At 58.5% G+C, this 25,846-nt stretch carries 23 protein-coding genes and 3 pseudogenes; 14 read left to right on the top strand and 12 right to left on the bottom strand.

What is annotated here, in order from left to right:
- Positions 1 to 504 carry a biotin/lipoyl-containing protein gene (locus ACVIGB_RS43295; protein ID WP_456724728.1) on the top strand — a complete coding sequence of 168 codons (504 nt, stop codon included), beginning with the start codon at positions 1 to 3 and terminating at the stop codon, positions 502 to 504.
- Between the two features lies 1 nt (position 505).
- A complete protein-coding gene (locus ACVIGB_RS43290) occupies positions 506 to 2,113 on the top strand; it encodes an acyl-CoA carboxylase subunit beta (RefSeq protein WP_456724729.1) in 1,608 nt (535 codons plus the stop codon).
- Between the two features lie 1,251 nt (positions 2,114 to 3,364).
- Here the strand turns inward: ACVIGB_RS43290 and ACVIGB_RS43285 are convergent.
- A pseudogene (locus tag ACVIGB_RS43285) lies at positions 3,365 to 3,642 on the bottom strand (phosphomannomutase/phosphoglucomutase); the annotation flags it as partial.
- Positions 3,643 to 4,223: 581 nt separating this feature from the next.
- Between ACVIGB_RS43285 and ACVIGB_RS43280 the strand changes: the two are divergent.
- Positions 4,224 to 4,661 (top strand): hypothetical protein, encoded by a 438-nt coding sequence (locus ACVIGB_RS43280; protein ID WP_456724730.1) that lies wholly within the window; start codon positions 4,224 to 4,226, stop codon positions 4,659 to 4,661.
- A 49-nt stretch (positions 4,662 to 4,710) separates the two neighbouring features.
- Here the strand turns inward: ACVIGB_RS43280 and ACVIGB_RS43275 are convergent.
- The 4 genes and pseudogenes from ACVIGB_RS43275 to ACVIGB_RS43260 form a co-directional block, all read right to left on the bottom strand.
- Positions 4,711 to 4,854: pseudogene (locus ACVIGB_RS43275) on the bottom strand (transposase domain-containing protein); the annotation flags it as partial.
- 28 nt (positions 4,855 to 4,882) lie between these two features.
- Positions 4,883 to 4,996 (bottom strand): annotated as a pseudogene (locus ACVIGB_RS43270) (IS630 family transposase); the annotation flags it as partial.
- Positions 4,993 to 5,385, bottom strand: coding sequence for an IS66 family insertion sequence element accessory protein TnpB (gene tnpB, locus ACVIGB_RS43265; RefSeq protein ID WP_456724731.1), 393 nt, complete (start codon positions 5,383 to 5,385; stop codon positions 4,993 to 4,995). The gene tnpB and the pseudogene ACVIGB_RS43270, both read right to left, overlap by 4 nt.
- The gene (locus ACVIGB_RS43260) at positions 5,382 to 5,669 is read right to left on the bottom strand and encodes a hypothetical protein (RefSeq protein ID WP_456724732.1); all 288 of its coding nucleotides are present in this window, start codon (positions 5,667 to 5,669) and stop codon (positions 5,382 to 5,384) included. The genes tnpB and ACVIGB_RS43260 overlap by 4 nt, the downstream gene beginning before the upstream one ends.
- 436 nt (positions 5,670 to 6,105) lie before the next feature.
- Here ACVIGB_RS43260 and ACVIGB_RS43255 point away from each other — a divergent pair, with 436 nt between their 5' ends.
- Together ACVIGB_RS43255 and ACVIGB_RS43250 are read left to right on the top strand one after the other, a co-directional pair.
- Positions 6,106 to 6,300 carry a LuxR C-terminal-related transcriptional regulator gene (locus ACVIGB_RS43255; protein WP_456725288.1) on the top strand — a complete coding sequence of 65 codons (195 nt, stop codon included), beginning with the start codon at positions 6,106 to 6,108 and terminating at the stop codon, positions 6,298 to 6,300.
- 347 nt (positions 6,301 to 6,647) lie between these two features.
- Positions 6,648 to 6,806, top strand: a complete 159-nt coding sequence (locus ACVIGB_RS43250; RefSeq protein ID WP_456724733.1) for a Flp family type IVb pilin — start codon at positions 6,648 to 6,650, stop codon at positions 6,804 to 6,806.
- Between the two features lie 311 nt (positions 6,807 to 7,117).
- Here the strand turns inward: ACVIGB_RS43250 and ACVIGB_RS43245 are convergent, their stop codons facing one another.
- On the bottom strand, positions 7,118 to 7,525 hold the full coding sequence (locus ACVIGB_RS43245; protein ID WP_456724734.1) for a hypothetical protein: 408 nt from the start codon (positions 7,523 to 7,525) through the stop codon (positions 7,118 to 7,120).
- Positions 7,526 to 8,091: 566 nt separating this feature from the next.
- On the opposite strand from ACVIGB_RS43245, the gene ACVIGB_RS43240 reads away from it, so the two are divergent.
- Positions 8,092 to 8,691, top strand: coding sequence for a hypothetical protein (locus ACVIGB_RS43240; protein WP_456724735.1), 600 nt, complete (start codon positions 8,092 to 8,094; stop codon positions 8,689 to 8,691).
- 785 nt (positions 8,692 to 9,476) lie between these two features.
- Entirely contained in the window at positions 9,477 to 11,960 is a 2,484-nt protein-coding gene (locus ACVIGB_RS43235; protein ID WP_456724736.1) for an LPS-assembly protein LptD, read from the top strand.
- A gap of 1,037 nt (positions 11,961 to 12,997) precedes the next feature.
- On the opposite strand, the gene ACVIGB_RS43230 is transcribed toward ACVIGB_RS43235, so the two are convergent.
- Positions 12,998 to 13,189: a hypothetical protein gene (locus ACVIGB_RS43230; protein ID WP_456724737.1), complete on the bottom strand. Its 192-nt coding sequence runs from the start codon at positions 13,187 to 13,189 to the stop codon at positions 12,998 to 13,000.
- A gap of 609 nt (positions 13,190 to 13,798) precedes the next feature.
- Here ACVIGB_RS43230 and trpD point away from each other — a divergent pair.
- The 7 genes from trpD to ACVIGB_RS43195 all read left to right on the top strand — a co-directional run bounded on the left by trpD (position 13,799) and on the right by ACVIGB_RS43195 (position 21,348).
- Entirely contained in the window at positions 13,799 to 14,866 is a 1,068-nt protein-coding gene (gene trpD / locus ACVIGB_RS43225) for an anthranilate phosphoribosyltransferase (protein ID WP_456724738.1), read from the top strand.
- Positions 14,867 to 15,061, top strand: coding sequence for a hypothetical protein (locus tag ACVIGB_RS43220; RefSeq protein ID WP_456724739.1), 195 nt, complete (start codon positions 14,867 to 14,869; stop codon positions 15,059 to 15,061).
- Between the two features lie 186 nt (positions 15,062 to 15,247).
- Positions 15,248 to 15,628, top strand: coding sequence for a flavin reductase (locus tag ACVIGB_RS43215; RefSeq protein WP_456724740.1), 381 nt, complete (start codon positions 15,248 to 15,250; stop codon positions 15,626 to 15,628).
- 373 nt (positions 15,629 to 16,001) lie between these two features.
- A complete protein-coding gene (locus ACVIGB_RS43210) occupies positions 16,002 to 17,126 on the top strand; it encodes a M20 family metallopeptidase (protein ID WP_456724741.1) in 1,125 nt (374 codons plus the stop codon).
- A 797-nt stretch (positions 17,127 to 17,923) separates the two neighbouring features.
- Complete coding sequence (locus ACVIGB_RS43205) at positions 17,924 to 18,199, top strand: hypothetical protein (protein WP_456724742.1); 276 nt, start codon at positions 17,924 to 17,926, stop codon at positions 18,197 to 18,199.
- 129 nt (positions 18,200 to 18,328) lie between these two features.
- On the top strand, positions 18,329 to 19,864 hold the full coding sequence (locus ACVIGB_RS43200) for a class I adenylate-forming enzyme family protein (protein ID WP_456724743.1): 1,536 nt from the start codon (positions 18,329 to 18,331) through the stop codon (positions 19,862 to 19,864).
- 185 nt (positions 19,865 to 20,049) lie between these two features.
- Positions 20,050 to 21,348 (top strand): preATP grasp domain-containing protein, encoded by a 1,299-nt coding sequence (locus ACVIGB_RS43195; RefSeq protein ID WP_456724744.1) that lies wholly within the window; start codon positions 20,050 to 20,052, stop codon positions 21,346 to 21,348.
- A 200-nt stretch (positions 21,349 to 21,548) separates the two neighbouring features.
- On the opposite strand, the gene ACVIGB_RS43190 is transcribed toward ACVIGB_RS43195, so the two are convergent.
- From ACVIGB_RS43190 to ACVIGB_RS43170, 5 genes are all read right to left on the bottom strand, one after another.
- On the bottom strand, positions 21,549 to 21,728 hold the full coding sequence (locus tag ACVIGB_RS43190) for a hypothetical protein (RefSeq protein WP_456724745.1): 180 nt from the start codon (positions 21,726 to 21,728) through the stop codon (positions 21,549 to 21,551).
- A gap of 39 nt (positions 21,729 to 21,767) precedes the next feature.
- Positions 21,768 to 22,319, bottom strand: coding sequence for a hypothetical protein (locus tag ACVIGB_RS43185; RefSeq protein ID WP_456724746.1), 552 nt, complete (start codon positions 22,317 to 22,319; stop codon positions 21,768 to 21,770).
- Between the two features lie 363 nt (positions 22,320 to 22,682).
- Positions 22,683 to 22,862 (bottom strand): hypothetical protein, encoded by a 180-nt coding sequence (locus ACVIGB_RS43180; protein WP_456724747.1) that lies wholly within the window; start codon positions 22,860 to 22,862, stop codon positions 22,683 to 22,685.
- 143 nt (positions 22,863 to 23,005) lie between these two features.
- A complete protein-coding gene (locus tag ACVIGB_RS43175; protein WP_456749314.1) occupies positions 23,006 to 23,938 on the bottom strand; it encodes a hypothetical protein in 933 nt (310 codons plus the stop codon).
- On the bottom strand, positions 23,898 to 25,607 hold the full coding sequence (locus ACVIGB_RS43170) for a hypothetical protein (RefSeq protein ID WP_456749313.1): 1,710 nt from the start codon (positions 25,605 to 25,607) through the stop codon (positions 23,898 to 23,900). Before ACVIGB_RS43170 ends, ACVIGB_RS43175 begins: the two co-directional genes overlap by 41 nt.
- Between the last annotated feature and the right edge of the window lie 239 nt (positions 25,608 to 25,846).

Genomic DNA, 25,846 nt, shown 5'->3' with positions numbered 1-25,846 from the left:
ATGTATCACTCGTTCGAGGTTGACGGCGTAGAACATACATTGTGGCTTTCAGCCAGCCGGCATGGCTACCGCCTTCATTTGCGAGACGAGGTGATTGCCCCCGTCGCATTCACCCAGCGCAGCGACAGCAGCGGCATTCTGACCATTGCCGGGCAGAGCGAACCCGTCAGGTTCGTGATCGACGGGGAGCTCATTCACCTCCATATCCGCGGCAGAACGCGTACCTTGCGCTACATCGATCCGCTACGAACCCACGCTTCTGGGAATAGCGGGACTCATCCCCTAGTAGCCCGAGCGCCAATGCCTGGCATGGTTGTCGCGATCACCGTTTCGCCCGGCGATTCAGTCTCGGCGGGGACGGCGCTAATGATGATTGAAAGCATGAAGCTGGAAACGATCATACGATCACCCCAGGACGGCATCGTCGAGCGGATTCACGTCAAGGAAAACGAGAGCTTCGAGCACGAGGCCGTGCTGGTTACGCTGTCAAAAAAAGGGTTCTGAAATGCAGCGGATCGGTTCTGCGGCGGACGTCGATTCGCAGGAGTTTCGTCGCAACGACCTCCACAACAGACAACTGGCTGCCGAATTGAAGGAGCGCCAACGCTTAGCCCGGTTCGACAGACCTGAGAAAGATTTCGAGCGGCTGCGCCGGCAAAATAAACTGTTTGTTCGCAACCGCCTCGCGGCCTTGCTGGACCCGGAAACTCCTTTCCTGGAGCTTTCCACGCTAGCCGCCAACAAGGCATACAACGGTGAGGTTCCCGGCGCCGCGCAGGTGGTCGGCATCGGCATCGTTGCCGGCCGAGAAGTGATTATTCACGCTGACGATTCCAGCGTGAAGAGCGGCGCATGGTATCCACTCTCGGTCAAGAAGATCGTGCGGGCCTTGGATATAGCCATCGAAAACCGTTTGCCGGTAGTTCATCTATGCGACTGCGCCGGCGGTTTTCTGCCTTTGCAGGCGGAGTTCTTTGCTGATCGATACCATGCGGGTCGAATTCTGCGCAACCAGTCGATACTCTCGAAGATGGGAGTACCGCAGGTCGCCATCGTCATGGGCCACTGCACCGCGGCAGGGGCCTATGTCCCGGCGCTTAGCGAATACAACATTATGGTCGAAGGTACGGGAGCGATTTTTCTTGGCGGCCCTCCGGTCGTGAAGGCTGCCACGGGCGAACAAGTCTCCGCCGAAGAGCTTGGCGGTGTCCTCATGCATACAAGCGTGTCGGGTACCGGTGACTATTTCGCAACCTCCGAGATCCACGCAATTGCAATTGCGCGCGACGTTGTGGCACGCTTCCACCAACCCGCGAAAACCTCCATCGATCGCGTAGCCCCCGAGCCGCCCGCTTATGATGCATCCGAACTCTACGGCATCATTCCAAAGGACACGCGATCGCAGTTCGACATGCGAGAGATTATCGCTCGTCTGGTCGATGGCAGTCGATTTGGAGAGTACCAGCCGCGTTATGCGACATCACTCGTGTGTGGCTTTGCTCGCCTCCATGGATATCAAGTCGGGATCGTTGCCAATAATGGCGTGTTGTTCGGCGACAGTGCGCTAAAAGGTGCTCATTTCATCCAAATATGCGACAAGAACCGGACGCCCCTGCTCTTCTTGCAGAACGTCACAGGCTTTATGGTGGGCCGCGAATATGAGCGCCGTGGGATCACCAAGGACGGCGCCAAGCTGATCATGGCTGTGTCCGGCGCGTCTGTCCCGAAGTTTACTATCATTTGCAATCACTCCCATGGCGCAGGCACTTACGCGATGTCGGGGCGCGCGTTTGATCCCCGATTTGTGTTCAGCTGGCCGAACTCTCAGATTTCTGCGATGGGCGCCGAGCAGGCCGTTGGCGTCCTCACCCACGTCAAGGCAAGGCAATTGGCTCGCACCGGGCGGCACTTCTCTGAGCAGGAACTAGCGGGCATTCGAGAACCGGTTCTTGAAGAATATCGCGAACGATCAAGCGCCTATTATGCGACGTCCGAACTCTGGGACGATGGCATTCTTGATCCTGTCGATACCAGGACTGCCCTTGCAATCGCGTTGAGTGCCTCGCTCTACGCACCGATCGACGCGCCGCAGTACGGCGTGTTCCGACTGTAAAGCAGGACCGAACACCGACGGTTCAGGCCTGACACGGGCCAGACCGGGAGCCTTCCATTGCCGTATGATGGCTTCCGGTTTCACCTCACCTTGATTTGGAGTCGGCGGGAACGATTTGTAGAGGCAGATCAGCACTGTTCTCCCCAAGCACGTGAGAAGCCACTTCGACCGACACGACGGCGGTGATGGCAAGCCGCAATATTTCCAAGTTTGTCAAGGAGCTGCCGCTGGGGCACATGCGCGGCAGTAGACATTGCCATCTTTGCTGGTGCAGCGACTGCACTGTTCTCATCGGCTGGCGATCCCTTGTAAGCGAGGGATCACCCGGTCTGTCATCCAAGGCCAAAGCAAATGCCAGCCCCGAGCGGCAAGAACACAGCGAGCCAGGTCCGGCTGACCCGATGTCTGATGGGGCTCCTCGGACAAGACGCCGGCTCCCATATATGCGCACCAGGGTTCAGGGACGCCTTAACGAACCACCATACATCGCGCGTACAAATCCCAACTCAGGACACTTTCTCGAGTTCGCACAGGTGAACGATGCACGGGTCGCCTAGGAGAGCGCGACCGTCGCCGCCGACAGTCCACTTCACACCCGCCCACTGCTCATTTGTCCAAAGTACTTTGCCCAAACGCTCATCGAACTCGTGCCTACGAAGGCGCACCCAGTCACCGTCTGTAGGCAAGTTCGGTGGTGCCGGGCTCTTGATGGTCTCGCGAAAGAGACTTCGCGCTGCTTGAAATATCTGCCCCAGCCAATTCAAGACCATCACCCAATGAGGTCCAGAAATGGAGCGGCCGGGAGGACAATCAGAGGATGGCAGTGGCGATCGGTGAGAGCTAATTTTGTCCATTGTCTACTGGCTGGCCGCTGAAGTAAGGGAACAAATCGCGCTAACGCCTGGACCGTCGGCTCAAACCCGCGCAATCCAAGATGAGAACACTCGTTCATGGTTCTGACGTCACGCATGAAGAAGCGCCAGTCCCATTTGAGATAGAAACAGCACGCGTGCTAAACACCTGATGCCGATATGCCACCCCTTTACCATCTCAGTTTATCTCCTACACCCGATTGCTGGATGAGTTTGAACTGAGTGTGGCCCGGCCGAGGGAACAACAATGGTTGTCACGGTTTGCTCTCAATCGGTTATAAGAACTCGGAAACCGCTAAGTTAATCGAGTGGGTTGTCAAGTCCTACCGCCGATGACGATCTAAATGATTGCTGCAAATGCCACCTTAGCAAGCCCGCCTCAGATCTGATTGTATTCACCGGTCTCGGGATGCATGCGCAACACTCCGTCCATCATCTCCAACATGCCGCGCATCCGTTGTTCGGAAACTGGGCTTTCGACCACGATCACGAGTTCCGGCTTGTTGGACGAAGCGCGCACCAAGCCCCAGCTTCCGTCTTATCACCGTGACGTGCACGCCGTTGATGGCAACGAGAGATCGCGAATCGCTTGGCCCCAGCTCTTTTCGCTCTTCTTTGCAACGCCTCAAAGTGTTGCACTACCAGGTTGACGACGCCTTATTTAGCAAAATGGCGTCATCCACTGCGATTATCGGCGACGCGCGCTAACGGTCTCGCCTAATATTCGGATCCATTAAGTCTGCGCACGTCCTCACTTGTGACCTATGAAAATCTCGGACCATCCCAAATCGGACTGTTCCTCCGCCCCCGGTTGCACCAAGAGTTTAGGCAATTGCCGCCATTTGTGTCGCTTTCAGCATGCGAAGCTTGAAGGAGATGCTGTCTGATCCATTGAGTTTCAAATGTTCGGTTTCCACCGCGGAACGGCACCTCCCTCTCAGTCGCCCATGAATCCTCCTCAGGAGTGCTCGAGCCTCATCGGTGCGCTCGATGTTATAAATTGCCCTGCTTCGAACTGGCTCCGTCGTAGCTGTAAGCGTTAGCATCCGGTCAGTACCGCGGCGAGTTCACTCGAGCGTCTTGTGGCGGCACTGAAGTCGACCAGGCTTTATGGATTTGGACGATAGCGGTGTTTTGACCTCACGTGGCTAATGAATGGCGTGGATATCGACGTTGGTCGGTTGACCGCGCGCAATACGGATGTTGGGCTTCGCTCAGGACAAAGCCTGAGACTACTGATGTCGACCGAATCCCAGTTGCGCGAGAAGTTGCGGAAGATCGAGGCCCTGTTCGCTGGGGCCGGGACGGCCGGCGAACGGCTCGCTGCTGAGGCCGCGCTGGAACGTGTCCGGGCTCGTCTAGGCGAACTCAGCCGGCAGGATCCGTTGATTGAGATGCAGTTCTCGATGCCTGATCAATGGTCGCGCCATTTGTTTCTTGCACTGTGCCGACGCTATGGCATGAAGCCCTACAGGTACTATCGGCAGCGGCATAACACGGTCATGATCAGGGGGCCGAAGCGGTTTCTCGACCAAGTCCTGTGGCCTGAGTTTTCCGAACTTGACCAAGCTCTGCAAGCCTACCTTCATCAGGTGACGATGCGCGTGATCCGTGAGGAGGTCTTCGCCGATGCAAGCGAGGCGCAGGAGATTTCCGAGGCGCTGCCACCGAACTGATGGCGGATTTCGGCGGCACGGCTGATCGTGAAGACGTAGCTCGGCCATGTCAGGCGACCTGACTGGCCTGCGCGCTGGACGTATGCCAATTCCACGGCAGCAACTCGTCGAGCCTTTGGACGGGATGCTCGGCGATGCGCGCGAGAACGCCGGCGAGCCAAGCTTGCGGATCGACGTCATTCATCTTGGCGGTGTCAAGGCGCGGCCATTGGGCAACTTCGAACTATCCGCGCCCGCTTCAAATCGCGCTGCAGCATCACCGGCGAGCGACAGCACGCCTCAAGAACCATGCGGTCTCTCCGCGAAAGGTGGACTTCTCTTGCTTCTGGGATCATCCATATCTCGAATCACGACACACGTTCCAAGAAAAGTGGGTACCAGCCCGCGCTCTGCGGTCGCCATGTGTGTGCGGATTTCTCCAGTCGATCGCTTCCAAAAGATAGCTCATCTGTGCCGCGCTCAGCGCCACCACGCCATCCACCGTCGCAGGCCAGACAAACCGGCCACGGTCCAACCGCTTCGCGTACAGCGATAGTCCGACGCCGTCATGCCACAGGGCTTTAATTAAAGAACCCGCGCGACCGCGGAACACGAAGACGTCGCCCGCGAACGGATCGCGGCCAAGGCCCTCCTGCACCAGCAACGCCAGGCCATTCATACCTTTCCTCATGTCGGTGTGGCCGCTGGCAATCCAGATCCGCGCACCCGCTGCGACCGGGATCATCGCCGCTCCAGAATGGCGAGCACCCGCGCCAGCGCAGCTGCATCCACACCGGCGTCGACGATGACGCGACGGTCCTTCCCGATCTCGATCACCATGCGTCCGTTCGCCGGCGCAGCAGGAGTTAACGCTATCGGATCCACCACCACCATCGCCGGCACAAAACCGGGCTTCTGCCCGGCAGCGCCATGCGGCTCCGTACGGAACGATCCTCGCCAGTTCAACAACAGCGAGCGCGAGATGCCGTGCCGCCGCGCCGTCGACGAGATCGCCCGCGGGGTCTGCATGCTCTCCAGAACGATCTTGAGCTTCTCGTCCAGCGTCGACGTCGGCCGGTCTCAACAACTCCTAGCCGTTCAACTTGAGTACTGTACTTATTGCTGTCCATAAGGACTGTTACACAGCACTCATCCTAACACCGGAGGGAGACCTGTAAGCCGACACGCGTCACAGATCTTTGACGACGAGCTCTCTGTTCGTGGGCGGCGCCTCTATGTGGCTAACTATCAGTCGCGAACGCGATTGGAAGAGCTTGTAGATCGGCTCCGTTCGGTCTCCGATGAGCGAGGACCGACAGCTTCGCTATTTGTCGTCAATCGCTCCAATCGCCGACAGATCGTTTTGAAAGCCATCCTGATAGGGTCGGCATCGCCATGTGAAGCGGGCACTCTTCTTGTCCTGACGGACTTGGATGAAGTGCCGGTCATCTCTCAAGCGACTCTTATGGCAGTCTTCGGCTTGACACCAGTGCAAGCTCAACTCGCATCGCTGTTGGTAAGAGGAAAATCACTAGAGGCAATCGCCCGTGAGATGAACATCTCCTCAGGCACAGCCCGAAACCATCTCAAGGCCATCTTTGTGCGCACCGCAACCAGGCGACAGAGCGAATTGGTCTTACTGTTGTCTCGGCTTCGATAAAGAGCACGTTCAGGCTAAGCTGAGCACCACGCACTCGTCGATTGGCTTTGTACCAGCCGCTTGGCAGTGGGCAACGATACGTCCAGGCGCTCTCGACCACCATTGATCGCTCGGACCGGCCGAATGGCGCTGTTGACTGAGCCTCGCCCGTCAGTTTGCGGACATGCACAATCCGTAAGAACCGCGAGCATCGATAGAGACGTGCAACGAGCCAACTTGCTACCGTATAGTTGAGACGAAACGCCCGCGCGGGCTGCGATCTTGTTCGTTCGTTTCGTACTTATGTCCGCATGTCTTTTGCGCTGTTCTAAGTTGGATTTAGCAATTGTACCGCAGATTTTTCCTACATGAAAATCATACGCGCCTATTTGGTCGATAAGACCGCAGCCACCGCCATTGAGCATGCATTGATTGCAGCCGGCATTTCACTGGCGATCATTGCCACCGTGAATGGGCTGGGCACCAAGATCAGTAGTAAGTTCACGTCCATCAGCTCTCTCAAATGAGAGCCTGATGGGGCGGGTCGCCGCTATTGCCCGGGCAACTCCGCTAGCCCGCCCATCCTTTTGAACTCACAGGGCTCAGGCGAGGCATAAGCGTCCGAAATGAGCTTGTAACAACTGCACGCCTTTTGCTCGAGGCACTTGCGTTCACCGATCTGTAAGATCCCGCGCATTCTTGCGAATCAGCCCTTGTTGTTCGAACGGATTAGGGTCTCGGTTACCCCAGCGCGGCGCAATCCTAAGACAGACGAAAGGCGGTCATGGGTGACTGGGAGCACGTGAGCCTCAAGAGCATCACTTGCCAGACAGAGCCATCATGCAAGCCGCTTTTCGCGATCGTGCCAAACTCCGCACAATGCTGTGTGGGCGCAATGCAAGGCCAGCGCATGAACGTACGAAAACAGATGTTCTCGGATTTCGCGTCGCTCGTTCAGCACGCGACGCAAATCCTCGACACGGATCCTGTACGCGGTTCCAAGAACAAGTACGACCGACTGATAGATCGAAAGATGCCCGCCCACCAAGAGCGAAGCACCGACCGCACCACGATATCCGATCACCGCCATTTCAAGAATGCTCCCCGCGGCGACAATCCTCAGCGAGACGAGACCCGACTCTATGAAATAGACATATTCAAGGGGCCGTTTCGGCTCCTGCAAAACCATACGTCCTCTGAGGACGATCGGCCCCGCGAACTCCCCTATTGCCGCGAGATCTTGCAAGGAAAGTCTCGCTAGAATCGCGTTTGTAACAAGAGGGCGGGCATTAGTTTAGTGCGTCTGCATGCTCTTAGCCCTACATCGCTGTTGCTGAGGCGGAAGCAATGACCATGCCAGTGCTGCTAGGCAGGCCAAGTGCCTGGCGATGTCTTCAAAATTCTCGTCCCCTTTGTGCGCACCATGTATTGAACCTGACATGACATTTATGCCGTCGTCGGTACTCGATCACTTACCCAACAGGGTCTTCGGAAACAACCGGGGCCACTTAGCCGGTTGCTGAATCGCGGCTGCGGATAATTCCCCTGACTAGCCCGTCTTGAAAATGGTGGGCGCAGCCCTGAGCGGCGCAAGAGTTCTGTGCCAACTGTCAGCTTTGAAACAATGCCGGCCTATGGACGCAACAGCCATTTTAGAAGATGCGGAGCAAGCTGCGATTTTGATTCGGCACGTCCCTTGCTTCATTCACCGGCGAACATCGCGGATCGCTTGCAGAGGATGGTGATGCTGAATGTAGAGTCCTTGCGTATCGCCACGAGCACCGTGTTCGCCAGCCTATGGTGAGGCGGTGCATGAAGCAAAGTGTGAAGCGACTATGGTTGCGTTGGCTTGGCCTCTCCGTCCTCATATCGATGTGGGCCGTACGGGACGTGATGTCGACGATAGCGATGAGTACTGAAAGGCAATCAGATTGTCTCCGCGAAGGCGTTCCAAAAAGGAGAGCAGACAAATGGCGTCAAGTGGTTACGTTTGCTCCTGCAGGAGCGTTCCGGCAAAACCATCCGAATCCCCGTACTGAGGCGCCTGGCGGTTCGATGCTGGTAACTTCTTTGGGATCTCATAGCTTTACGACCTCAGGAGGCGTCAAAATTAGCTTCACGTTGATCATGGCCTTCAACCCGAGCGGCACTGCTTTTGGCCCACAGATCTTTATGGATGCCGACAGTAAAGCTTTGGTCTGCGCGATATCGCCCAAGGATGCGGAAAGCATCTCTGCGTTTCGGCACTCGCTAGCGCAAGCCTTTGTTCGGCAGGCGGCGAATCCCGGAAGGGGAGTCCCGAGCAAGGATGTCGATGATTTGTTTGCGTATAACTGGGCTGCTACTGCAACGAATGGCATTATGGGCGGTTGTCTCCTCGGAAATTATTATGGAAGCAGAAGGATAGTGTAGCACAGCACATGGGCTATCCAGGGCGTCATCACCGAGGCGGGGCCGCCACATCGGGATGTACCTGTTCCAACTCCGAGGGGTAATCCGCCCCGATAAGCTCGTCGCCCAGCCATTCCAGGTCGTCGAGCACCGCCCATCGAATCGTGGACCGCGCCGAATCGAAGAGTGCAGTGTGGGTGTCGCTTGATAATCGCGTGACCGCATCAGTTGCGGCCATCGGCGGACAACCAGCAGGCAGCTCTTCACAGCTTAGGCGTACTCTCGTTCGGCGATCCATCATCTGGTCCGTCCTATCGAACACAGGCGTGGCGCCTTCATCAATGGCCATCTCAGCTGACAATCGCTTTTGCCGCACTAATAGAATCGTGGGATCCGCCACCAGCTACTGAGATCACCGCCGAGGACGCGAGTGTCGGGTTTGGACCAATGTCCATAATCGGACGCATGCACCAAGACGCATCCGCTTGAGGCTATTCATCTTCGAGCGGCATGCACCTTGCTTTGCTTGCGTAGGCGCTCGGTACTGGACAGGAAGGGGGAGCGAACATGGTTGTGACTTGCAAAGATGAACTCCGGATCGCATGATTCGTCAGAGCACACTGTTGTTTTCTGCGACGCCGTTTACGGATTGGCACCAGAGGATCGGGCGCGGCTTCACTGCTGACCCTAGCTCGGCCGCGTCGAGCCTACCACGCACGAGAAGCGCGTTGTATCGGCCGCGACAGATCGGCCAAAAATCCAATCAATCAAGCGATCGGACTTCGGTCTCTACTCCAGTAGGAGAGATGGCTGCGGCCGGTCCGACGGAAAGGTTAGTGGCTGTGGCTGCGCATTGCCGCAAACTGATTACAGTTGGGCCACACGCACGTTTATACCGGTGGCTCTCCACGTCGCTCGTCCGCGACTGCTTGCTAGCCTTTGTGATTGCTACTAGTTGTGTCCCTGTCTTTAAGGCATCGGCGCAGAGCTTCTCCTACAATCCACCGCCGCCACGTGCGAAGCCGCTGAAGACGATCAATGACAACCAGATGCTTGTACAGGCGACCGAGGTCGAGTACGACTACAACAACCAGCGCATCTCGGCCGTCCGCAACGTCCAGATGTTCTACAACGGCACCAGCGTCGAGGCCGACAAGGTCATCTACGACCAGAAGACCAAGCGTCTTCATGCCGAAGGCAACATCCGCATGACCGATGCGGAAGGCAAGATCACCTACGCCAACATCCTGGATCTCAGCGACGACTACCGCGACGGGTTCGTCGATTCGCTGCGCGTCGACACTGAGGACCAGACCCGGATGGCGGCGACCCGCGCCGATCGGTCCAGCGGCAACTACACGGTGTTCGAGAAGGGCGTCTACACGGCGTGCGCGCCGTGTAAGGACGATCTGAAGAAGCCGCCGCTCTGGCAGGTCAAGGGCGCGCGCATCATCCATAACCAGACCGATAAGATGCTGTATTTCGAAAGCGCTCAGCTCGAATTCTTCGGCGTTCCGATGGCCTATCTGCCCTACTTCTCGACGCCCGATCCGACCGTGAAGCGCAAGAGCGGCTTCCTGATGCCGGGCTTCACCAGATACACCGCGTTCGGCTACGGCGTCGAAATCCCTTATTATTGGGCGATCGCGCCCGACATGGACGCGACCTTCAGTCCGCGCATCACCTCGAAGCAGGGCGTGCTGCTGCAGACCGAATTCCGCCAGCGCTTCGCGGACGGCTCTTATCAGATCCAGCTTTACGGCATCGACCAGCTCGATCAGGACGCCTTCAAGGGCCAGCCTGGCGACCGCCAATTCCGCTGGGGCGTCGACACCAAGGGCCAGTTCGCGCTGAACGACAAATGGGTCTGGGGCTGGGACGGCGTCGTGCTGTCCGACCACTTCTTCATGTCCGACTACCGGCTCGCCCAGTACAAGGATCCGTTCGGATCGTTCCTGTCGCTGCCGACGGAAGCGATCTCGCAGCTCTATCTGACCGGCGTCGGCAACCGCAGCTTCTTCGACGCGCGCGCGATCTACTATCTCAGCTACTCGGGCAACCAGAACCAGGTCCCCGTGGTGGCGCCCGTCATCGACTACAACAACGTGATCAACAACAACATCCTGGGCGGCGAGTTCAGCTACAGGACGAACTTCGTCAACCTGACCCGCGAAACCGCGGTGTTCGACCCGATCACGACGACCGCCAACACCAACAGCCTGTGCACGACCGCCTCCGCCGATCCGATGGCGCGGTTGCCGTCGCAGTGCCTGCTGCGCGGCATGCCGGGCACCTACACAAGGCTGACGGCCGAGGCGCAGTGGCGCAAGTCCTACACCGACCCTCTCGGCCAGATCTGGACGCCGTTCGCCAGCGTCCGCGCCGATGCCATCAATGCCGACATTTCGACTCAGCCGGGCGTTTCCAACTTCCTGCCGGTCGGCGACACCCAGACGGTCCGCTTCATGCCGACCGTCGGCCTCGAATATCGCTACCCCTTCATCAACGTACAGCCGTGGGGCACGACCACCGTCGAGCCGATCGCGCAGGTCATCATCCGGCCCAACGAACCCGATGCCGGCAAATTTCCCAACGAGGACGCGCAGAGTTTTGTATTCGAAACGTCGAACCTGTTCGCGGTCGACAAGTTCTCCGGCTACGACCGCGTCGAGGGCGGCAGCCGCGCCAATGTCGGCGTGCAGGCCACCACGCAGTTCGACCGCGGCGGCAGCAGCAAGGGGATGTTCGGACAGTCCTACCAGATGTTCGGGATGAACTCGTTCGCGGTCGCCGACGTCACCAACACCGGCATCGACTCCGGGCTGCAGAACCCGCGCTCGGACTATGTCGCGAGCCTCGCCTATTCGCCCAACCGCACCTACACCTTCAGCGTCCGCTCGCGGATGGATGAAGCGACCTGGAACATCAACCGCTTCGAGGCCACGGCGAGCGCGAATTTCGACCGCTGGTCGGTCGCCGTGACCTACGGCGATTATGCAGCGCAGCCGGAACTTGGCTACCTGACGCGCCGCGAGGGCATCCTCACCAGCGGATCGGTCAAGGTGGCGTCGAACTGGGTGGTTCAGGGTGCGGCGCGCTGGGATCTCGAGGCAAACAAGATCAATCAATACGTGGTCGGCGCCGGCTATGTCGACGATTGCTTCGTGCTCGGATTGAACTATCTGAAATCATACAACTATACAGTAGGCGGCGTGCCCCCGGTCTTGAGTGAGAACTACACGCTAACCATAGCTCTACGAACGATCGGGACAATTCTTATCGGCTTTTGAGACTAGGATAACGGCGCAGGCGGGTTTGGACAACTTGATAGGAGGTCCCAATGAGAGCCTCCTCTTGGTCGATGACGTACGGCATCGCTATCCAAGCAGTACACGTATGTCGATCTATGATCCCCTGAGAGACAAGCCGGTGGCTAACACCTCCGCGTCTCCCAAGATGACCTTCGCACATCGAAGTGCTCACCGGCCGCTCCCTTCCGAAATCGGCGTTTGAGATGACGCATGGCGGGTCAACGAAGACCCGAAGACCCCGATGATACCAATCATGTCACAGCTTGGCGTGGACAGTCTCGGGTACCGCGCCGCGCCTAACCGATTGCAGCGAGATGTAACCTTTCGCCCAAGGGGATAACATGTCCGCCGCGAACCCGCATCGACAACACCTAGTATTGTTGGTCGTTTCAGCCGGTCTGGCGGGACTAGTACGCGCCGCACCAAGCCGATGATGCATCGGCTGCGTGCCAGACACCGCCTCGCGAGCTCCATCTCCAGCCTTATCATGCTCGTCGAGGACGGCGGGCATGTGATTGGTCATGGTGCGATCCCCTCTCCAGATAACGCTTTCTACTGGGTTCGCCGAAAGAAACAGATCAACGGTCGACATGCTTAGAATCAAAGTGAAGCATTACAGTGTCAGAACAAAAAGTGCGTGTTGCGTGCGTTACGTACAGATATCGCTTCATTAGATCATCGCTTCAGCAAAAGTTGACACCGTCATTTGCGCGTGCCCTGAATCAAACAGCAGGATGGTACGAGATCGAAAGCGTTCTGCGAAGGTGAGACGGCCGAACGCGTTGTAAGTTTGCGATTCGCTTGCTCCGGCGACGGACTTTCTCCGATCGGTGTTCAGCAGAGGCGAGCTGCGACCTGGGTCTTGGGCGACTGACGCGAGCACCCCTGTATCGCGTACAACCAGACGACCATCTCGGCTACTGCGCTTACCGCAGGAGTGCCAAATCGCGAATGTGCAGCGCGGCTGCCGCCGTCAAGTCGGCCGTAGACTGCAAGTCATTCTGGCCGCGCTGAACTTACGAGTTACGCAACCAATCAATACGAAGTTGCTTAAGCGCTTCCGCAGATATCCGCTTCGAGTCGTCGAGGCCGGTTTGGCCGATCTCGATGATCTTCTTCGCAACCATCTCAGCTATGGGATCGTTGCGATCCACCAAGCAAAGAGCGCGCAGCGTCTCCTCATAGGCTCGATTGAGACGCGCGACCATCTCCGGACTGGTCGCCGTACCCTTCAAGATCCGAATTATCGGCATCGCTTCCCCTGCCCGCAACCACCTAAAGTCTAGCGTTAAGCGTCCGACCAGGATAGTTCAAAACTAAGCTCAATCTCACAAAATCAAGGCGCGGCGCTCAGAGCCTTTTTCGATCCCGAATTGCACCGGCTCACCCGTGATTGCCTTCGACAAAGCCCTTCGCCACCAACAGCTCGCGGGCATCGCGCACCAGCGCTGAGCTGCCGCAAATCATGACCCGGTCATGCTGTGGGTCCAGCTCCGGCAGCTCGATATCCGAAAACTGCTTGAGGTGATCAGATCAGAGATCCGACTGCAGTTGAAAAAATGCTCGCGTGTCACGGTCGAATGATCTCTTGACGGCATCACAACATGGAGTGCTTGACCCTCACGTAGCGTCAGGTTGTAGCCTTGCCGAAATGGCGGTGCCCACCCCAACCGATATCTCAAACGCCGACGACGTTCGGCCGTGCGCCGATGGGTCGGACAGCTTCAACAAGGCAGCCAGTGCTGCCATGTCTCTTCAACAAAAGCTTCCGTTGAAGCGAAACGCTTCGGATCCGGAAAAATGAACGTGTAAAGTCGATGGAAACGCTTAAATCAATTATCGTTAAAGTTGCCAACGGCGCCACTCTGACGCGTGAGGAAGCTGCGTCAGCATTCGACAGCCTGATGTCGGGTCATGCGACACCGTCGCAGATCGGCGGCTTGTTGATGGGATTGCGAGTCAGGGGCGAAACGGTCGAAGAAATCACCGGTGCGGTCTCCGCGGTGCGCGAGAGAATGCCGCGGGTCGAGGTCGCATGCGATCCCATCGATATCGCTAGTACGAACGATACCGTCGCGTATTCGGCCAACGTGACGACGTGCGCCTCCTTTATCGTCGCCGGAACCGGCGTTCCTGTTGCGAGGCATGCCAACCGCGATACATCTTCAGGCCCTAGCACCGCAGACCTATTGGCGCATCTCGGTGTCAACGTCGACCTAAAGCCTGAGGCCGTTGCGCGCTGCGTGCACGAAGCCGGAATCGGCTTCTCATTTGCGTCGGCTCATTATCCAGCGATGCAGCGCGTTGGCCAGATCCGGACCGCACTTGGGACCCATACCATCCTTAACCTCATCGGGCTCCTGTCCAATCCGACCAGGGTCAAGCGGCAGATCGTTGGGATATTCGCTCGCGAATGGGTTCAGCCTCTGGCTTACGTGTTGAAGAACCTCGGCACCGAATCGGCATGGGTCGTTCATGGCTCTAACGGCCTCGGCGAGGTTACCCTCGCCGGACCGACCTTCGTTGCCGCGCTTGAGACCGGCACAGTGCGCACCTTCGAAGTAACGCCGGAAGATGCCGGGCTTGCTCGCTGCGGCAAGGAGGCGCTGGAGTGCAGCGATGCGAAGGCCAAGGCCGTCGCCCTGCAAAACGTCCTCGATGGCGTTCCGGGTCGATTTCGCGACGCTGCACTTTTGAATGCGGCGGCGGCGCTGATCGTCGCCGGCCGCGTCGAGACGCTGCGGGAGGGCGTCGCACTTGCACGACATGCGCTTGACGGTGGCGGCGCAGCCGCTCGACTGAAACGCCTGATTGCAGTCTCCAACAACACCTGTTGCCGAGATAGAGACCCGCGGCATGCGCTGCGCTCCAAAGGAGATAATTAGATGATGTCATCACAGAAGTTGGAAGCACTCGGATCCATCGCAATGATAGAACACATCATTCGAAAGTTTCGTGAATTGATCGATACAGATTGCTCGATCCCGCCCGAGCTGCGGGGTTCGCTGCACGCGACGCTCGATGTGCATCTGCTAGATGCAAAAAAGCGTGTTCTCTTGCGAGTGAATTTAGCGCGCTAACCAGGGCGCGCTCTGGTCAAAAGCAGATTATGAAGCACCAGTTATCCCCTGGGTTGAGACCGCCGTTTATCCAGCCGGCAGACTTCGTCAGGCTATACGAAATCTGGTAAGCGATGCCGCCATCGTGACGACCGAAACGGCCGGCGGACGACGTGGCCTGACGGCGAATTCTGTGACTCCATCTGCATGGCATTCGTCGTGCTTGCTTGTTGGCATCCGCCTACACTAAGGCCCACGACGCGATATTCGCTAGGGGCAGCTCTGCAATCAATCTTCTCCGCAGCGACGAGGAGGATTTGCTCTGCGTTTTGGCGGTCAGGGGCGGCGACGGGTGTTCATCGCTTCGGCACCGCTTCCTGGACTCGAAGCATGGCTGATGTGCCGTTATTGTCCAAAGCATTTTGCGCGCTCGAATGCGCTTCGTATGACCACAATATCATTGGCACACATAGGATCTTTATCGGACGAATTGCGGCAGCGCGGACAGGCCGCGGCTGTCCATTGTCCAACTTCCAGCGCGCGCTCCGAATCTTGCCGCTTGCCGAATTCTGCGCAGAATGTCGTTAGAATGGAATACGCGTTGAGCGGACGACCGGTGCTGGAGCGATAGTTATCGAACAGTCATCCGCGCAATCGTGGACGGTTTTGTTTCTACCGGGCTCACCGCATTGAAAAGCGCGCGTACCTCGCGACTAACTAAACCCTCCCACCGCACGTTGAACCCGCATAGCCCGACGTAAACTACCGGCTTTGGTAGCTCAGTTCTCCACGGCAGGCGCGTAGCATCAGTGTCGCGGCAACATCATGGATCAAAGGCACACTGCGTCACAATAGCCAGCCAACCTGCGATCTCCGTGCTCGATCCTGATGCGAGCAAGTGGGTCCTACCATGATCTTGCGCGAGTGATGAAGGTCGAGAGTCGAGAGGCATCAGACGACTATGTCCAGTTACCCGTTTGAAACCTCCGCGATCCTCGATGGCATCCGTCGCTGGGTCGAGATCGAGTCCCCGACGGAACGGCCGGATCAGCTCAACAAGCTGGCCGACGTCGTCGCGGCCGGCTATCGCGACCTGCCGGCCACCATCGAGCGCATTGCGGGACGTGAGGGCTGCGGCGATCACCTGGTCACGCGCTCGTCCTGGGGACAGGGCGTGCCGGGCATTCTGGTGTTGAGCCATCTCGACACAGTTCATCCGATGGGATTCATAAGACGACTACCGTTCAAGATCAACGGTGACAGCGCGTTCGGCCCGGGTACCTACGACATGAAGGGCGGCGCCTATCTAGCCTATCATGCATTTCGGCAGATCTGCGCCGACGACGCGCGCCCGCCGCTCGGCATCACCCACCTCTACGTGTCGGATGAGGAGATCGGCAGTCCGACCTCGCGGGCGCTGATCGAGGCCGAAGGCCGCAAGGCCAAATATGTGCTGGTTACCGAACCAGCGCGCGACGGCGGCAAGATCGTCACCGGGCGGAAGGGTGTTGGCCGCTTCGATGTGTTCATCAAGGGCGCGCCGGCGCACGCCGGCGAACGCCCCGAGGACGGCCGTAGCGCGATCCGGGAGCTAGCCAATGTGATCCAGATGCTCGAGGCGATGAACGATCTTTCGCGCGGCATCACCGTCAACGTTGGCGTCGTCCGCGGCGGCACCAAGCCGAACGTAATCGCCGAACAGGCCTATGCGGAAGTCGACCTGCGCGTGCCGACTATGGCTCATGCAGACGAGTTGGTGCCGAGAATTCTCCGAATGACCTCGCGCACCGATGGCGTTCGCCTGAAAGTATCGGGCGGCTTGAACCGTCCTCCCTATGAGAAGAGCAAGGCCGGCGCTTCGCTCTACGAACACGCCAGGCAACTTGCCGCCGAGATCGGTTTCGAGCTGCTCGACGCGTTCAGCGGCGGCGGCTCCGATGCCAATTTCACCGCGCCGCATACCGCAACCCTCGATGGCCTCGGCGTAGACGGCAAGGGCGCGCACACGCATTATGAGCAACTCTATATTTCATCGATCGAACCTCGCGCGCGGCTGCTGTATCGCCTCTATCAGACACTGCGATAATCCACGCATCGGTAGGCGAGCGAACTTAAGCGGAGGGTGTCGCGCAATCGGCTCCTGGTCGCGAGCACTCGATCGCTGGACGTGCGAGCCTTTTCGACAAGGGCCCTGCCAGCCGCAGAACCATTCTCATGGGAGCGCAACTTTCTGACGCAAATCGCGCGCTAGAAGCTCTCCACCCGTCCCGGAGGTCCGTCCCGATATACCCTTTGGCATGTTCACGGCGAGATTGTCAGAAAGGGCTTGAATCGGACGTAACGTTAAGTTGTACGATCTTACGGTTGGCCCGCATCTTCATCCGCCGCCGGGACTGGAAGGATTGACGAATGTCTGAGCTGGTCAGAACAACCCCGGACTGGTTGGTCATGATCTTCATCCCTGACGGCCTTTCGGTCGAAACAGTGACGCAGCGCGTCTTGACCGCAGCCTTACGGCTCGCGGCTAGTTGCAAATGGTTGGGCATTGCAGAACCGCAACACTGTGGCTGCCGCAAGCCGGGCCCGCAGCGAGCAGGTGACGTCCGACGAGATCAATGCAGGGTTCGGTGGAGCGCCACTGCAGGGCGCGGCCTCTTCCCGATATTGAACCCGCCCCCCTCTTCTGGCGGGACACAGCCCCAGAAGCAGTCCGCCGAACCGGCTCTTCGCTCCGCTCATGCCGGCCTGCCGGCGCATTCTCGTCGCGCAGATGTGCGACAGGCCGTGAGCCTCCAGAGGTTTTCAAAGGGCCCCAGCTGCAAGTGTCACTCGGCGTGACCGGAACGGCACCGAAGAGATTGCCTGGTATCCTGGAGCAGCAAGTTGAAAGAGCCTGACGGCGTCAACAAGGTCTTGTTGATCGACCATACTGAAGGCCAATGCCGGGCCATCATCGGTTTCAAGGATGGAGATACCAGAGCTGCCTATATGTGCGGCGAGCCTGTCTGTCAAAGACCGGGCAAGAAACAGTCGTCATGGTGCGCCTACCACTACCGGCAGATGCACACGACCGCCGCCGAGCCGAACAGAATGAGTAATCAGTCGCCAGCGATTCGCCAGGCAATATCTGTTGATCGCAACCGTGACAACAATCAATAGCTGCGTTGTCCTGCCGAAGGGTGTGATTGTCGCTTGTGCAACGGGCACCGAACCATGTGGTGGGCCTCGCGAGCGCGTTGCGAGGCCTGTTCGAACCGTTGCGCGGAGCTGGATCATATGGAGATTTAGTTGGACCTCTGCACACTAATTGAACGCAACGCAGCGTATGCTCCTGATAAAGCCGCCATCCGTTTCGAGGGGCAGACTCTAAGCTACGCGAGCCTCAATCGCCGGATAGGGCGGGCGGCTTGCGCCCTCAAGAGCCAGTTCGGGGTAGAGCGAGGAGACCGGATCGCGATCCTTAGCCTGAACCGACCAGACTATCTCGTGCTGCTGTATGCGTGCGCGCGGCTCGGCGCAATTCTCGTACCTTTAAATTGGCGCCTCGCGCCCGCCGAGCAGCTGTTCATTCTGTCCCACTCAGGAGCAAACGTGTTGCTAGTTGAGCGGTCCTTCGACGCAGTCTTGCCTGTTGTCGCGAGGCAACTGCCTTCTGTTTCTGTTGTCGGGCTAGATTTTGCACCTATCGGCGGAAACAAACTAGACGATCTTCTGGACGCAGACTGTGGTGACGGACGCAATCCGGGTGCGGACCTGTCTTGCCCGCTTTTGATCGTCTACACTTCGGGCACGACAGGACGACCGAAAGGTGCCGTACTGCGTCAGGAAGCGCTGCTCTGGAACGGCGTCATGAGTCAGCACATGCATGACCTCACCTCGGCCGATCACGCCTTGACTGTCCTGCCACTGTTCCACGTCGGTGGACTAAACATCCAGACGACGCCCAGTTTGCATCACGGCGCGACGGTTACTATCCACAGCCGCTTTACACCGGAGACCACTCTCGACGCGTTCGAGCGCGATCGACCCACTCTGGCAGTTTTGGTGCCAGCCATGATGCGAGCCCTGACCGAGAATGCCCGATGGGATAGCACCGACCTCTCCGCGCTCAGGGCAATCTGTACCGGATCTACTATGGTGCCCCACGATCTTGTCGAGCTCTTTGTCGCGCGCGGCGCGCCGGTCCTGCAGGTTTACGGTTCGACGGAGACCTGCCCGATCGCTGTGTATACTAAGCTCGGCGGGGGTCGCGTGCCCGAGGGATCGAGCGGCCTCGCAGGTCTGTGTTGCGAAGCTGCGATCATGGATGATGCTGGGCACACGCTGCCGGCCGGTGGCGCAGGCGAGATCGCAGTACGCGGGCCCAACGTCTTCTGCGGATACTGGGAGGATCAAGAGACAACCCGCAAGGCTCTGGACGGTGGCTGGTATCGCACCGGCGACATTGGTAGTCGCGACGCCGACGGGTATTTTTGGGTGCATGACCGCAAGAACAACCTGATCATTTCCGGTGGAGAGAACATCTATCCGGCCGAAGTTGAACGTGTGCTTGTTGGTCATCCGGATGTTGCAGATTGCGCCGTCATCGGTCGACCGCATCCGCGTTGGGAAGAAGTACCGGTCGCTTATGTAATCAGGCGACCGGGCGCCCGGATCGAAGCAGAAGCGCTGATCGCGCATGTCCGGTCGCAGCTCGCCCGTTTCAAGGTACCGCACGAGATCATTTTCACGCCAGAGCTACCGAAAACTGCGTTGGGCAAGGTCCAGCATTTCATGCTGAAGAAGGCTGACGCGAGATCAAGCTACAAAGCAAATGGCAATTGAGTTCGGCGGATTGCACGCTAGCTTTACTTCTCAGCGACCCCGCAGGTGACATCGTGACGGCGCAAAATGAGCTTTTCCGCCTGGGCATCTACAGGCTCTGCTGCAGCGACTTCGCCATTGTTGACCGTCTCTCGCTCTGATCACATCCCAATGCGCAAAGGTCACTGATGCCGCGGATCATAATCATGAATGCCGGCACGGCGCAAATGTCGGGCTCCGATCTGGTAGCAGCTCAACTTTCGCTCGCCGGCAACTCGGTTTACCGTTCGGCGTGGTTTGCTCAGGAGGGCGATCTGATAGTGTCCCCCCTATCTATCCCGACGGATCTGCTCTCCTACGTTGGCGCGACGCTTAATTTCGACGCCTCCAGTCTTTCATTGCTTGTACCTGGAGGCGGCCGCGAACCGCCGATTCTCAACGATTACGCACTGCTGTCCAACAGCATGGTTGAGCAAATCAACAGGCATATTCGTCAGAAATCATCCTGGAGCATGTATCCCTGCTACTCCAGCGAAGGCGTGGCGCGGCTGGCGTCCGTGCTGGGTATACAGCAGACTGGCGACGAATTCGCTCTACAGCGTGGGCCTGATCTATTGAACCGCAAGAGCCACTTCCGTCAACTGGCGACAAGTGTCACACTTCCGTTGCCCAATGGTTCCATAACGACGAATTCGAACGAACTGTTCCGAGCGGTCAACTCGCTCCGGCACGAAACCGGCAGGGTCATTGTGAAGCTGGACAATGGGGCCGGCGGGGTCGGAAATGTCATTCTGAGCAGCAATGAAGACGGTCCGCTACCCGGGGCGAGAGAGACCCGACAGATTGCCTGGCCGTCGTTCGATCCGGACGTATTTTGGTCTGAGATGACAACTGCGTCATGCAAGACGCTGGTGGTCGAATCGTACCACTTGGCGCGAACTCCGTTCTATCTCGAGTATGAAATCGAGCGTGATGGCTCAATCACTTTCATCAACAGTGGGAATATTCGACTACGCCGAAGCACCGATCGATCTGAACGGGCTCTGATCTGGACAGGACTTGAGCTTCCAAGCGATCTGGGGAATGAGCAATGGTTGACTGCGCAGGCGCATGCCTACCGATTCGTATCCCTTGTCCGCAATCTAGGATATCGCGGACCAATTAATATTGACGCAATTTTCGCGAACGACGGACGGCTGCTATTCAATGAAGCGAACGGCCGCTGGGGTGGCGGCTCGGTGTTGCACAGCATTGCCGTCCGGCTCCTGGGCTTCGACTACTCCGGCTCCTACGTTATTTCATCCGTGAGGAACGTTCGATCGAGTTCGCTCCGGACTGCACATGAACGTTTCGCCAAGGAGGGTTTTCTATTCGATGGCACACGCAAGCAGGGCGTGATCCCGCTTGCCGTTGACGAGGAGGCTGGCACGGTGGAGTGCCTCGTGATTGCGTACGACCGGGCCGCCGCCGGCGATCTGAAACAACGGCTCCTCACACTGGTTTGATTGGAATCACAGTAACCACATCTATCTTGCCACTCCATTCATTCGAACTTGCCCCTGCTTCCGGTAGCGTGCTGGAGAACGGTACCTGGGAGGTGACCCGAAATCCGCGTCCGTCTCGCATGATGCGGATATCCGTTGCCGGCTGCGCTGTTCAGCCGAGAGACTGATACGGGCGAAAGCCGGCGGTCCGATGGAGTCCGTCAGCGCAAGCCGCGATCAGTCCTGAGGCGATCCCGAAGTGCCGGTCGATCGGCGATGAGGCGCTCGAGGTGCAGCGGCTCACGGTCCGGCCGCTCTCCTTGCGCCAATCGTCCGACCAGCGCTCGCGTCGCGTCCACCACGAAGACTCGGCATTCATAACCGTTCTGCTGCTGGGCCATCCGTGCCGCTTGAAAGCGGGAGCCGAGACGTGCTGCGAGCTATTCTGCAACGGCACTGTTGCAAAGCCCGGCAGAGTCATAGTGATAGGCAACCGCTGCTGTCGGCACGCGCCAATCAACCAGCAGCAGCGACCAATGCGATCCGCCGCCCGCAACTCCAGCATCATTCACCGGGACGAACAAGAGGTTGGCGACAACTGTATCATTCTCATTGAATATCTGCAGCAGGATCTGCAGGCGGGCGCTCTCACTCGGAACCAGGCGCAATAGCTGGGCTTGCGCCGGCTGTACGAATCCGGTCTGGCGAACAAGATCTGGATTGTTGCAATACAACTCCTCTTCAACCAGGGCGTAATCGGCGGCGATATGTTCGTCGTGCAACCATTCGGTCAGGCCAAGCCGCTGCCCGCTGTGCCCATCCACCGAGGTTGTGGGAGTCACGCCTTCGGTCCCGGCATCAGTTGGCGTGCGTGATGGCGCAAGCTGGCCTTCATCACGCAATTCTTGAGACAGCAAATCAATCAGGGCCTCGACACCCCGCTCGACATCAGACGAACGCGTCTCGACAGAGGATGGCGTTGCCGGCAGCATGCTTCAATCAAAGTCGGGCGACGTCGGCAGCGACCAGCTCGAGGTGGATCCAGCTGTTGCCGGCCGTGCTACTTGCTCTGCGTCCGGCGCGCGCTCGGGGCTGGCTAACCCGGACCACGCCGGAAGGTCTTCCAACGCCCCCCAGAGCTGATCCTGATCGTAAGCCGTCGGCAGAAGCAATGGCCAGCTGACAGGTCCCTGCGGCGGTCCTTGCTGCGAAGCGGCGTCCACAACGTCCCCCGAGGCAGCTTGCGGCGCCATCCCGTAGCCTTGTCCACTCTGCTCCTGTGAAACAGAAGCATCCGGCTGATTGGCTGGAGGCTGCGCCAACGCTTCGGCTATTGAAACGCTGATCTGGCTCGACTACCGCTCGAACGCGCCGTTTTGCGGAGCATTGTCGATCCTTTGCCTCTTCGCCGGTCTGGCGCCCGCCGCCTCATGCTCATCATCGCCAAAAACGTGCTCGCTGGAGAGGAAATCGCCCAAATCAGGTGCATTGATCAGCCCGTCTGCGGCAATCGCATTCTCGTAGTTCTCGCTCAAGGGGTCTACGTGCTCACCGGGATCTGGAGCCTCGTGAGGGTACGGAGTCCGCGCGAGCGGCGAGAGGATGCTGGCTGCAGGCGGTACCGCCGAGAGATGGTCGTACTCTTCCGTGGCAACATCCACAGGCGAATTGGCGGCTCCTATTGGTGCATTGTCCGGCGCAGCTTATCAGCCGTGCGCCTGAGTTCCACGGCGCGAACACCTGCGGCCGATTTGGCCAGATGTGCCAGTGCGGCACTGGTCTTTGCATGACCGCCGGACCTCTTGTAGGTCTCGACATCCTCATCCAGCGACTCGTCGGATAGTCGGGCGGCAATGCTCTGCTTGTGGTTTTGGCGCAAGTAATTGCTGAAACCGATAAGGAAAGGTGCATAGTTTCTGGCAGTCGGCCGGGATTCTGCGGCTTTGTAGTCTTTGATCAGGTCCGCATCTTCGGGATAAGGGCTGAGCTCAGCACGGGGCTTCCTTGGCGCAATCCCGGCAGCCGACTGAGAGGCCCGCAGATGAGCCAGTGACGCCGTGATCTGCTGCTCGCCCCCATTCGCCTTAAATGACGCGGCATCTTTATCAAGCGACTCCTCTCCGGTCCGGGCGGCAATCGCCGGTTTGTTATTTGCTAACAGCCACTGGCTCAATTTGCGAATATGACGGGCGATCGCCTGGGCGCTTGCCTCTTCGTATCTGGCTGCGACGAGTGCCTTCTCGAGCGCCGAAACAAGCTGCGCGTCTTCGGGATGGAAGAGGTTCGCGACCGTTTTGGCGCGACTTGCATTGGGTGCAATTCCGTCTGCCGCCTGTGAGGCCCGCAGATGTGCCAGTGCCGTGAGAGCGCGCCGTTTGCCGCTCTTGTCAAAAGCTGCTGCATCCTTATCCAGCGACTTATCGTAAAGCCTGGCAGCAATGGCCAGCTTTTCGTTTGCAAAAAGCCATCGGCTGAATCTTCGGAGAATCCGTCCATTGGTTTGGGCGGTGATCTTCTCGAAGTTCGCCTTGATGAGTGCGTTCTCAAGCGCGGAAATGAGCGACGCATCCTCAGCATGCAGAGATGCAGGTTTTCTCCCACCGGTCCGCAAATGATTTAGCGCGGCACGGATCGCCCTCGGAGCCACCGGATTGCCGATAGAGATCCATATCTTCGATGAGCGACTGATCCTTATCCAGCCCATCCTCGTCGAGGCGAGCGGCAATGCTCTGCCTGTTATTTTCGCGCAGGTAGTGACTGAAATCGGTCATAACACTTGCATAGGTCCTGGCAATCTTTGATGTGCCGGCGGCCGCCGCGTCTTCCTTGTACTGCTTGATGCGTGCCGCGTCGTCCGGATAGGCCTTTAGGTCAGGTTGGCCTGCGACCGGCGCAACTCCGCCCGCTGCCTGAGAGGTCCGCAAATGAGCCAGTGCCGTACGCACGTTCGTGGCACCGCCCTTTGCTATGAATTCCTCGATCTCTTCATCCAGCATCTCGTGGTCAAGCCGTTCCGCCATTGCCGGCCTGTCGTTGCCAAAGAGCCAGCGGTCGAAGCCTAAAAGATAATCGACATTGCTCCTGGCTGTGCTCTCGGCGGCCCCGCACCTGAGGAGCGCCTCCCTAAGCTCGAGAATGAGGGGAATATCCTCGGAATAAAGGAGATCGGCGCTGCGCCCGACCTGGCCCGCTTGCGGCGCCAGATAAGCCGAGGGGCTCGGTTGATCCATGACGCTCGAGGGCGCATCCTGCTCGTGACCTTGCGCAGGCAGCATCTCTGGCCAGCCGACCGTTCGGTGCCACACGCTGTCGGGCGCAACGGCGTCTGCCGACCACATTTCACCCGTTACGGCCGCGGCTTCCGAGTCGGGACGAATACCGCCATCAAGCTCGACCGCGTCATCGCCAGCCAGTGTCTTTCGCAAGTCGGTCAGTGCAGCTCGAACCTTCGGGTGATAACCAGGGGTGGCCTCATAGCGCATGAGGTCTTCATCCAGCGAATTGTCGTGAAGCCGGGCAGCGATGGCGGACTTGGCATTGTTACGCAGGTACTTACTGAATCTGCCTAGGGCAGTTCCATACTTGTATGCCGTCGCTGCTTCCTTCTTACGCTCGTTAATGACAGTCGACCTGTACTCCTTGATGAGCTCGGCGTCCTGAGCACAGGGGCTAGCCCGCGACGGGATCAACTCCACTCCGCCCGCCACCTGAGAGGTCCGCAGATGGCCGAGCGCAGTAAGGATACCCCGCTCGCCACTCTCTTTGAAAGCCGCTGCATCGCTGTTCAGCGTACTGTCGTGAAGACGCTCGGCAATTCCCTGCTTGCTGTGTTGAACGAGCCAGCGTCCAAATCTGAGAAGAGAATCGACGTGCCCCTTCGCCGTACGCTCCTTGAATCCGCGCTTGATGAGTGCCGCTCTTAGTGCCTCGACGAGAGGCACATCTTCAAAATAAAGGGGCTCACTGCTACGGCCTGCAAAAGCCCACACTGCCTGACTCGGCTGCTGCACGGAGGGCACCAGCATCGCCCGGGAGCTTCCGCCATGCGATAGCGTCGAATATTCATGCTCATCGGTATCCGTAAGGGGCAGCCCCTCGCTTCGCCATGCGCCGACCAGCCGGGCGGAGGTCTGCTCCGGCACGCCACTACCCGCATCGGCGATCTCTCCCAGCTGTTGTTCGAACGCCGCCGCGTCCGCCGAGGGGGAGACCGACGAGTTGTCTTGCGCGCCCACGCTGCCCGACTGCTGAAGCGCGCGACCATGAGAGGGAAAGTTCATTCGCGGTCACTTTCGACGGTGAAATATCTGGGTCTCGGCTGCCACATGGACAATCGGGCAATCGAGCGAGTGCGATTAGAGCATCAGCTAACCGCTTTTCTTCGCCTGCCCTTTGCACTAAACCCCGGTTTCGCACACACCGTCCCAAATGGTCCCAGCATCCGCCTGTTATGCTAGGCCGGATAGCTGTCGAGAACCTGACGAGCCCGCAGCTTTCTACGAGCGGCGCGACAACACGG

The organism is Bradyrhizobium sp. USDA 4341, from assembly GCF_054063755.1.
This window is presented reverse-complemented; position numbering and strand designations above follow the sequence as displayed.

What these genes read in the sequence shown, in the direction of transcription:
- ACVIGB_RS43295 (WP_456724728.1), top strand. Translation starts at nt 1, where the DNA reads ATGTATCACTCGTTCGAGGTTGACGGCGTAGAACATACATTGTGGCTT.
- ACVIGB_RS43290 (WP_456724729.1), top strand. Translation starts at nt 506, where the DNA reads ATGCAGCGGATCGGTTCTGCGGCGGACGTCGATTCGCAGGAGTTTCGT.
- ACVIGB_RS43280 (WP_456724730.1), top strand. Translation starts at nt 4,224, where the DNA reads ATGTCGACCGAATCCCAGTTGCGCGAGAAGTTGCGGAAGATCGAGGCC.
- tnpB (WP_456724731.1), bottom strand. Translation starts at nt 5,385, where the DNA reads ATGATCCCGGTCGCAGCGGGTGCGCGGATCTGGATTGCCAGCGGCCAC.
- ACVIGB_RS43260 (WP_456724732.1), bottom strand. Translation starts at nt 5,669, where the DNA reads ATGCAGACCCCGCGGGCGATCTCGTCGACGGCGCGGCGGCACGGCATC.
- ACVIGB_RS43255 (WP_456725288.1), top strand. Translation starts at nt 6,106, where the DNA reads ATGGCAGTCTTCGGCTTGACACCAGTGCAAGCTCAACTCGCATCGCTG.
- ACVIGB_RS43250 (WP_456724733.1), top strand. Translation starts at nt 6,648, where the DNA reads ATGAAAATCATACGCGCCTATTTGGTCGATAAGACCGCAGCCACCGCC.
- ACVIGB_RS43240 (WP_456724735.1), top strand. Translation starts at nt 8,092, where the DNA reads ATGAAGCAAAGTGTGAAGCGACTATGGTTGCGTTGGCTTGGCCTCTCC.
- ACVIGB_RS43235 (WP_456724736.1), top strand. Translation starts at nt 9,477, where the DNA reads ATGGCTGCGGCCGGTCCGACGGAAAGGTTAGTGGCTGTGGCTGCGCAT.
- ACVIGB_RS43230 (WP_456724737.1), bottom strand. Translation starts at nt 13,189, where the DNA reads ATGGTCGCGCGTCTCAATCGAGCCTATGAGGAGACGCTGCGCGCTCTT.
- trpD (WP_456724738.1), top strand. Translation starts at nt 13,799, where the DNA reads ATGGAAACGCTTAAATCAATTATCGTTAAAGTTGCCAACGGCGCCACT.
- ACVIGB_RS43220 (WP_456724739.1), top strand. Translation starts at nt 14,867, where the DNA reads ATGATGTCATCACAGAAGTTGGAAGCACTCGGATCCATCGCAATGATA.
- ACVIGB_RS43215 (WP_456724740.1), top strand. Translation starts at nt 15,248, where the DNA reads ATGGCATTCGTCGTGCTTGCTTGTTGGCATCCGCCTACACTAAGGCCC.
- ACVIGB_RS43210 (WP_456724741.1), top strand. Translation starts at nt 16,002, where the DNA reads ATGTCCAGTTACCCGTTTGAAACCTCCGCGATCCTCGATGGCATCCGT.
- ACVIGB_RS43195 (WP_456724744.1), top strand. Translation starts at nt 20,050, where the DNA reads ATGAATGCCGGCACGGCGCAAATGTCGGGCTCCGATCTGGTAGCAGCT.
- ACVIGB_RS43190 (WP_456724745.1), bottom strand. Translation starts at nt 21,728, where the DNA reads ATGGCCCAGCAGCAGAACGGTTATGAATGCCGAGTCTTCGTGGTGGAC.
- ACVIGB_RS43185 (WP_456724746.1), bottom strand. Translation starts at nt 22,319, where the DNA reads ATGCTGCCGGCAACGCCATCCTCTGTCGAGACGCGTTCGTCTGATGTC.
- ACVIGB_RS43170 (WP_456749313.1), bottom strand. Translation starts at nt 25,607, where the DNA reads ATGAACTTTCCCTCTCATGGTCGCGCGCTTCAGCAGTCGGGCAGCGTG.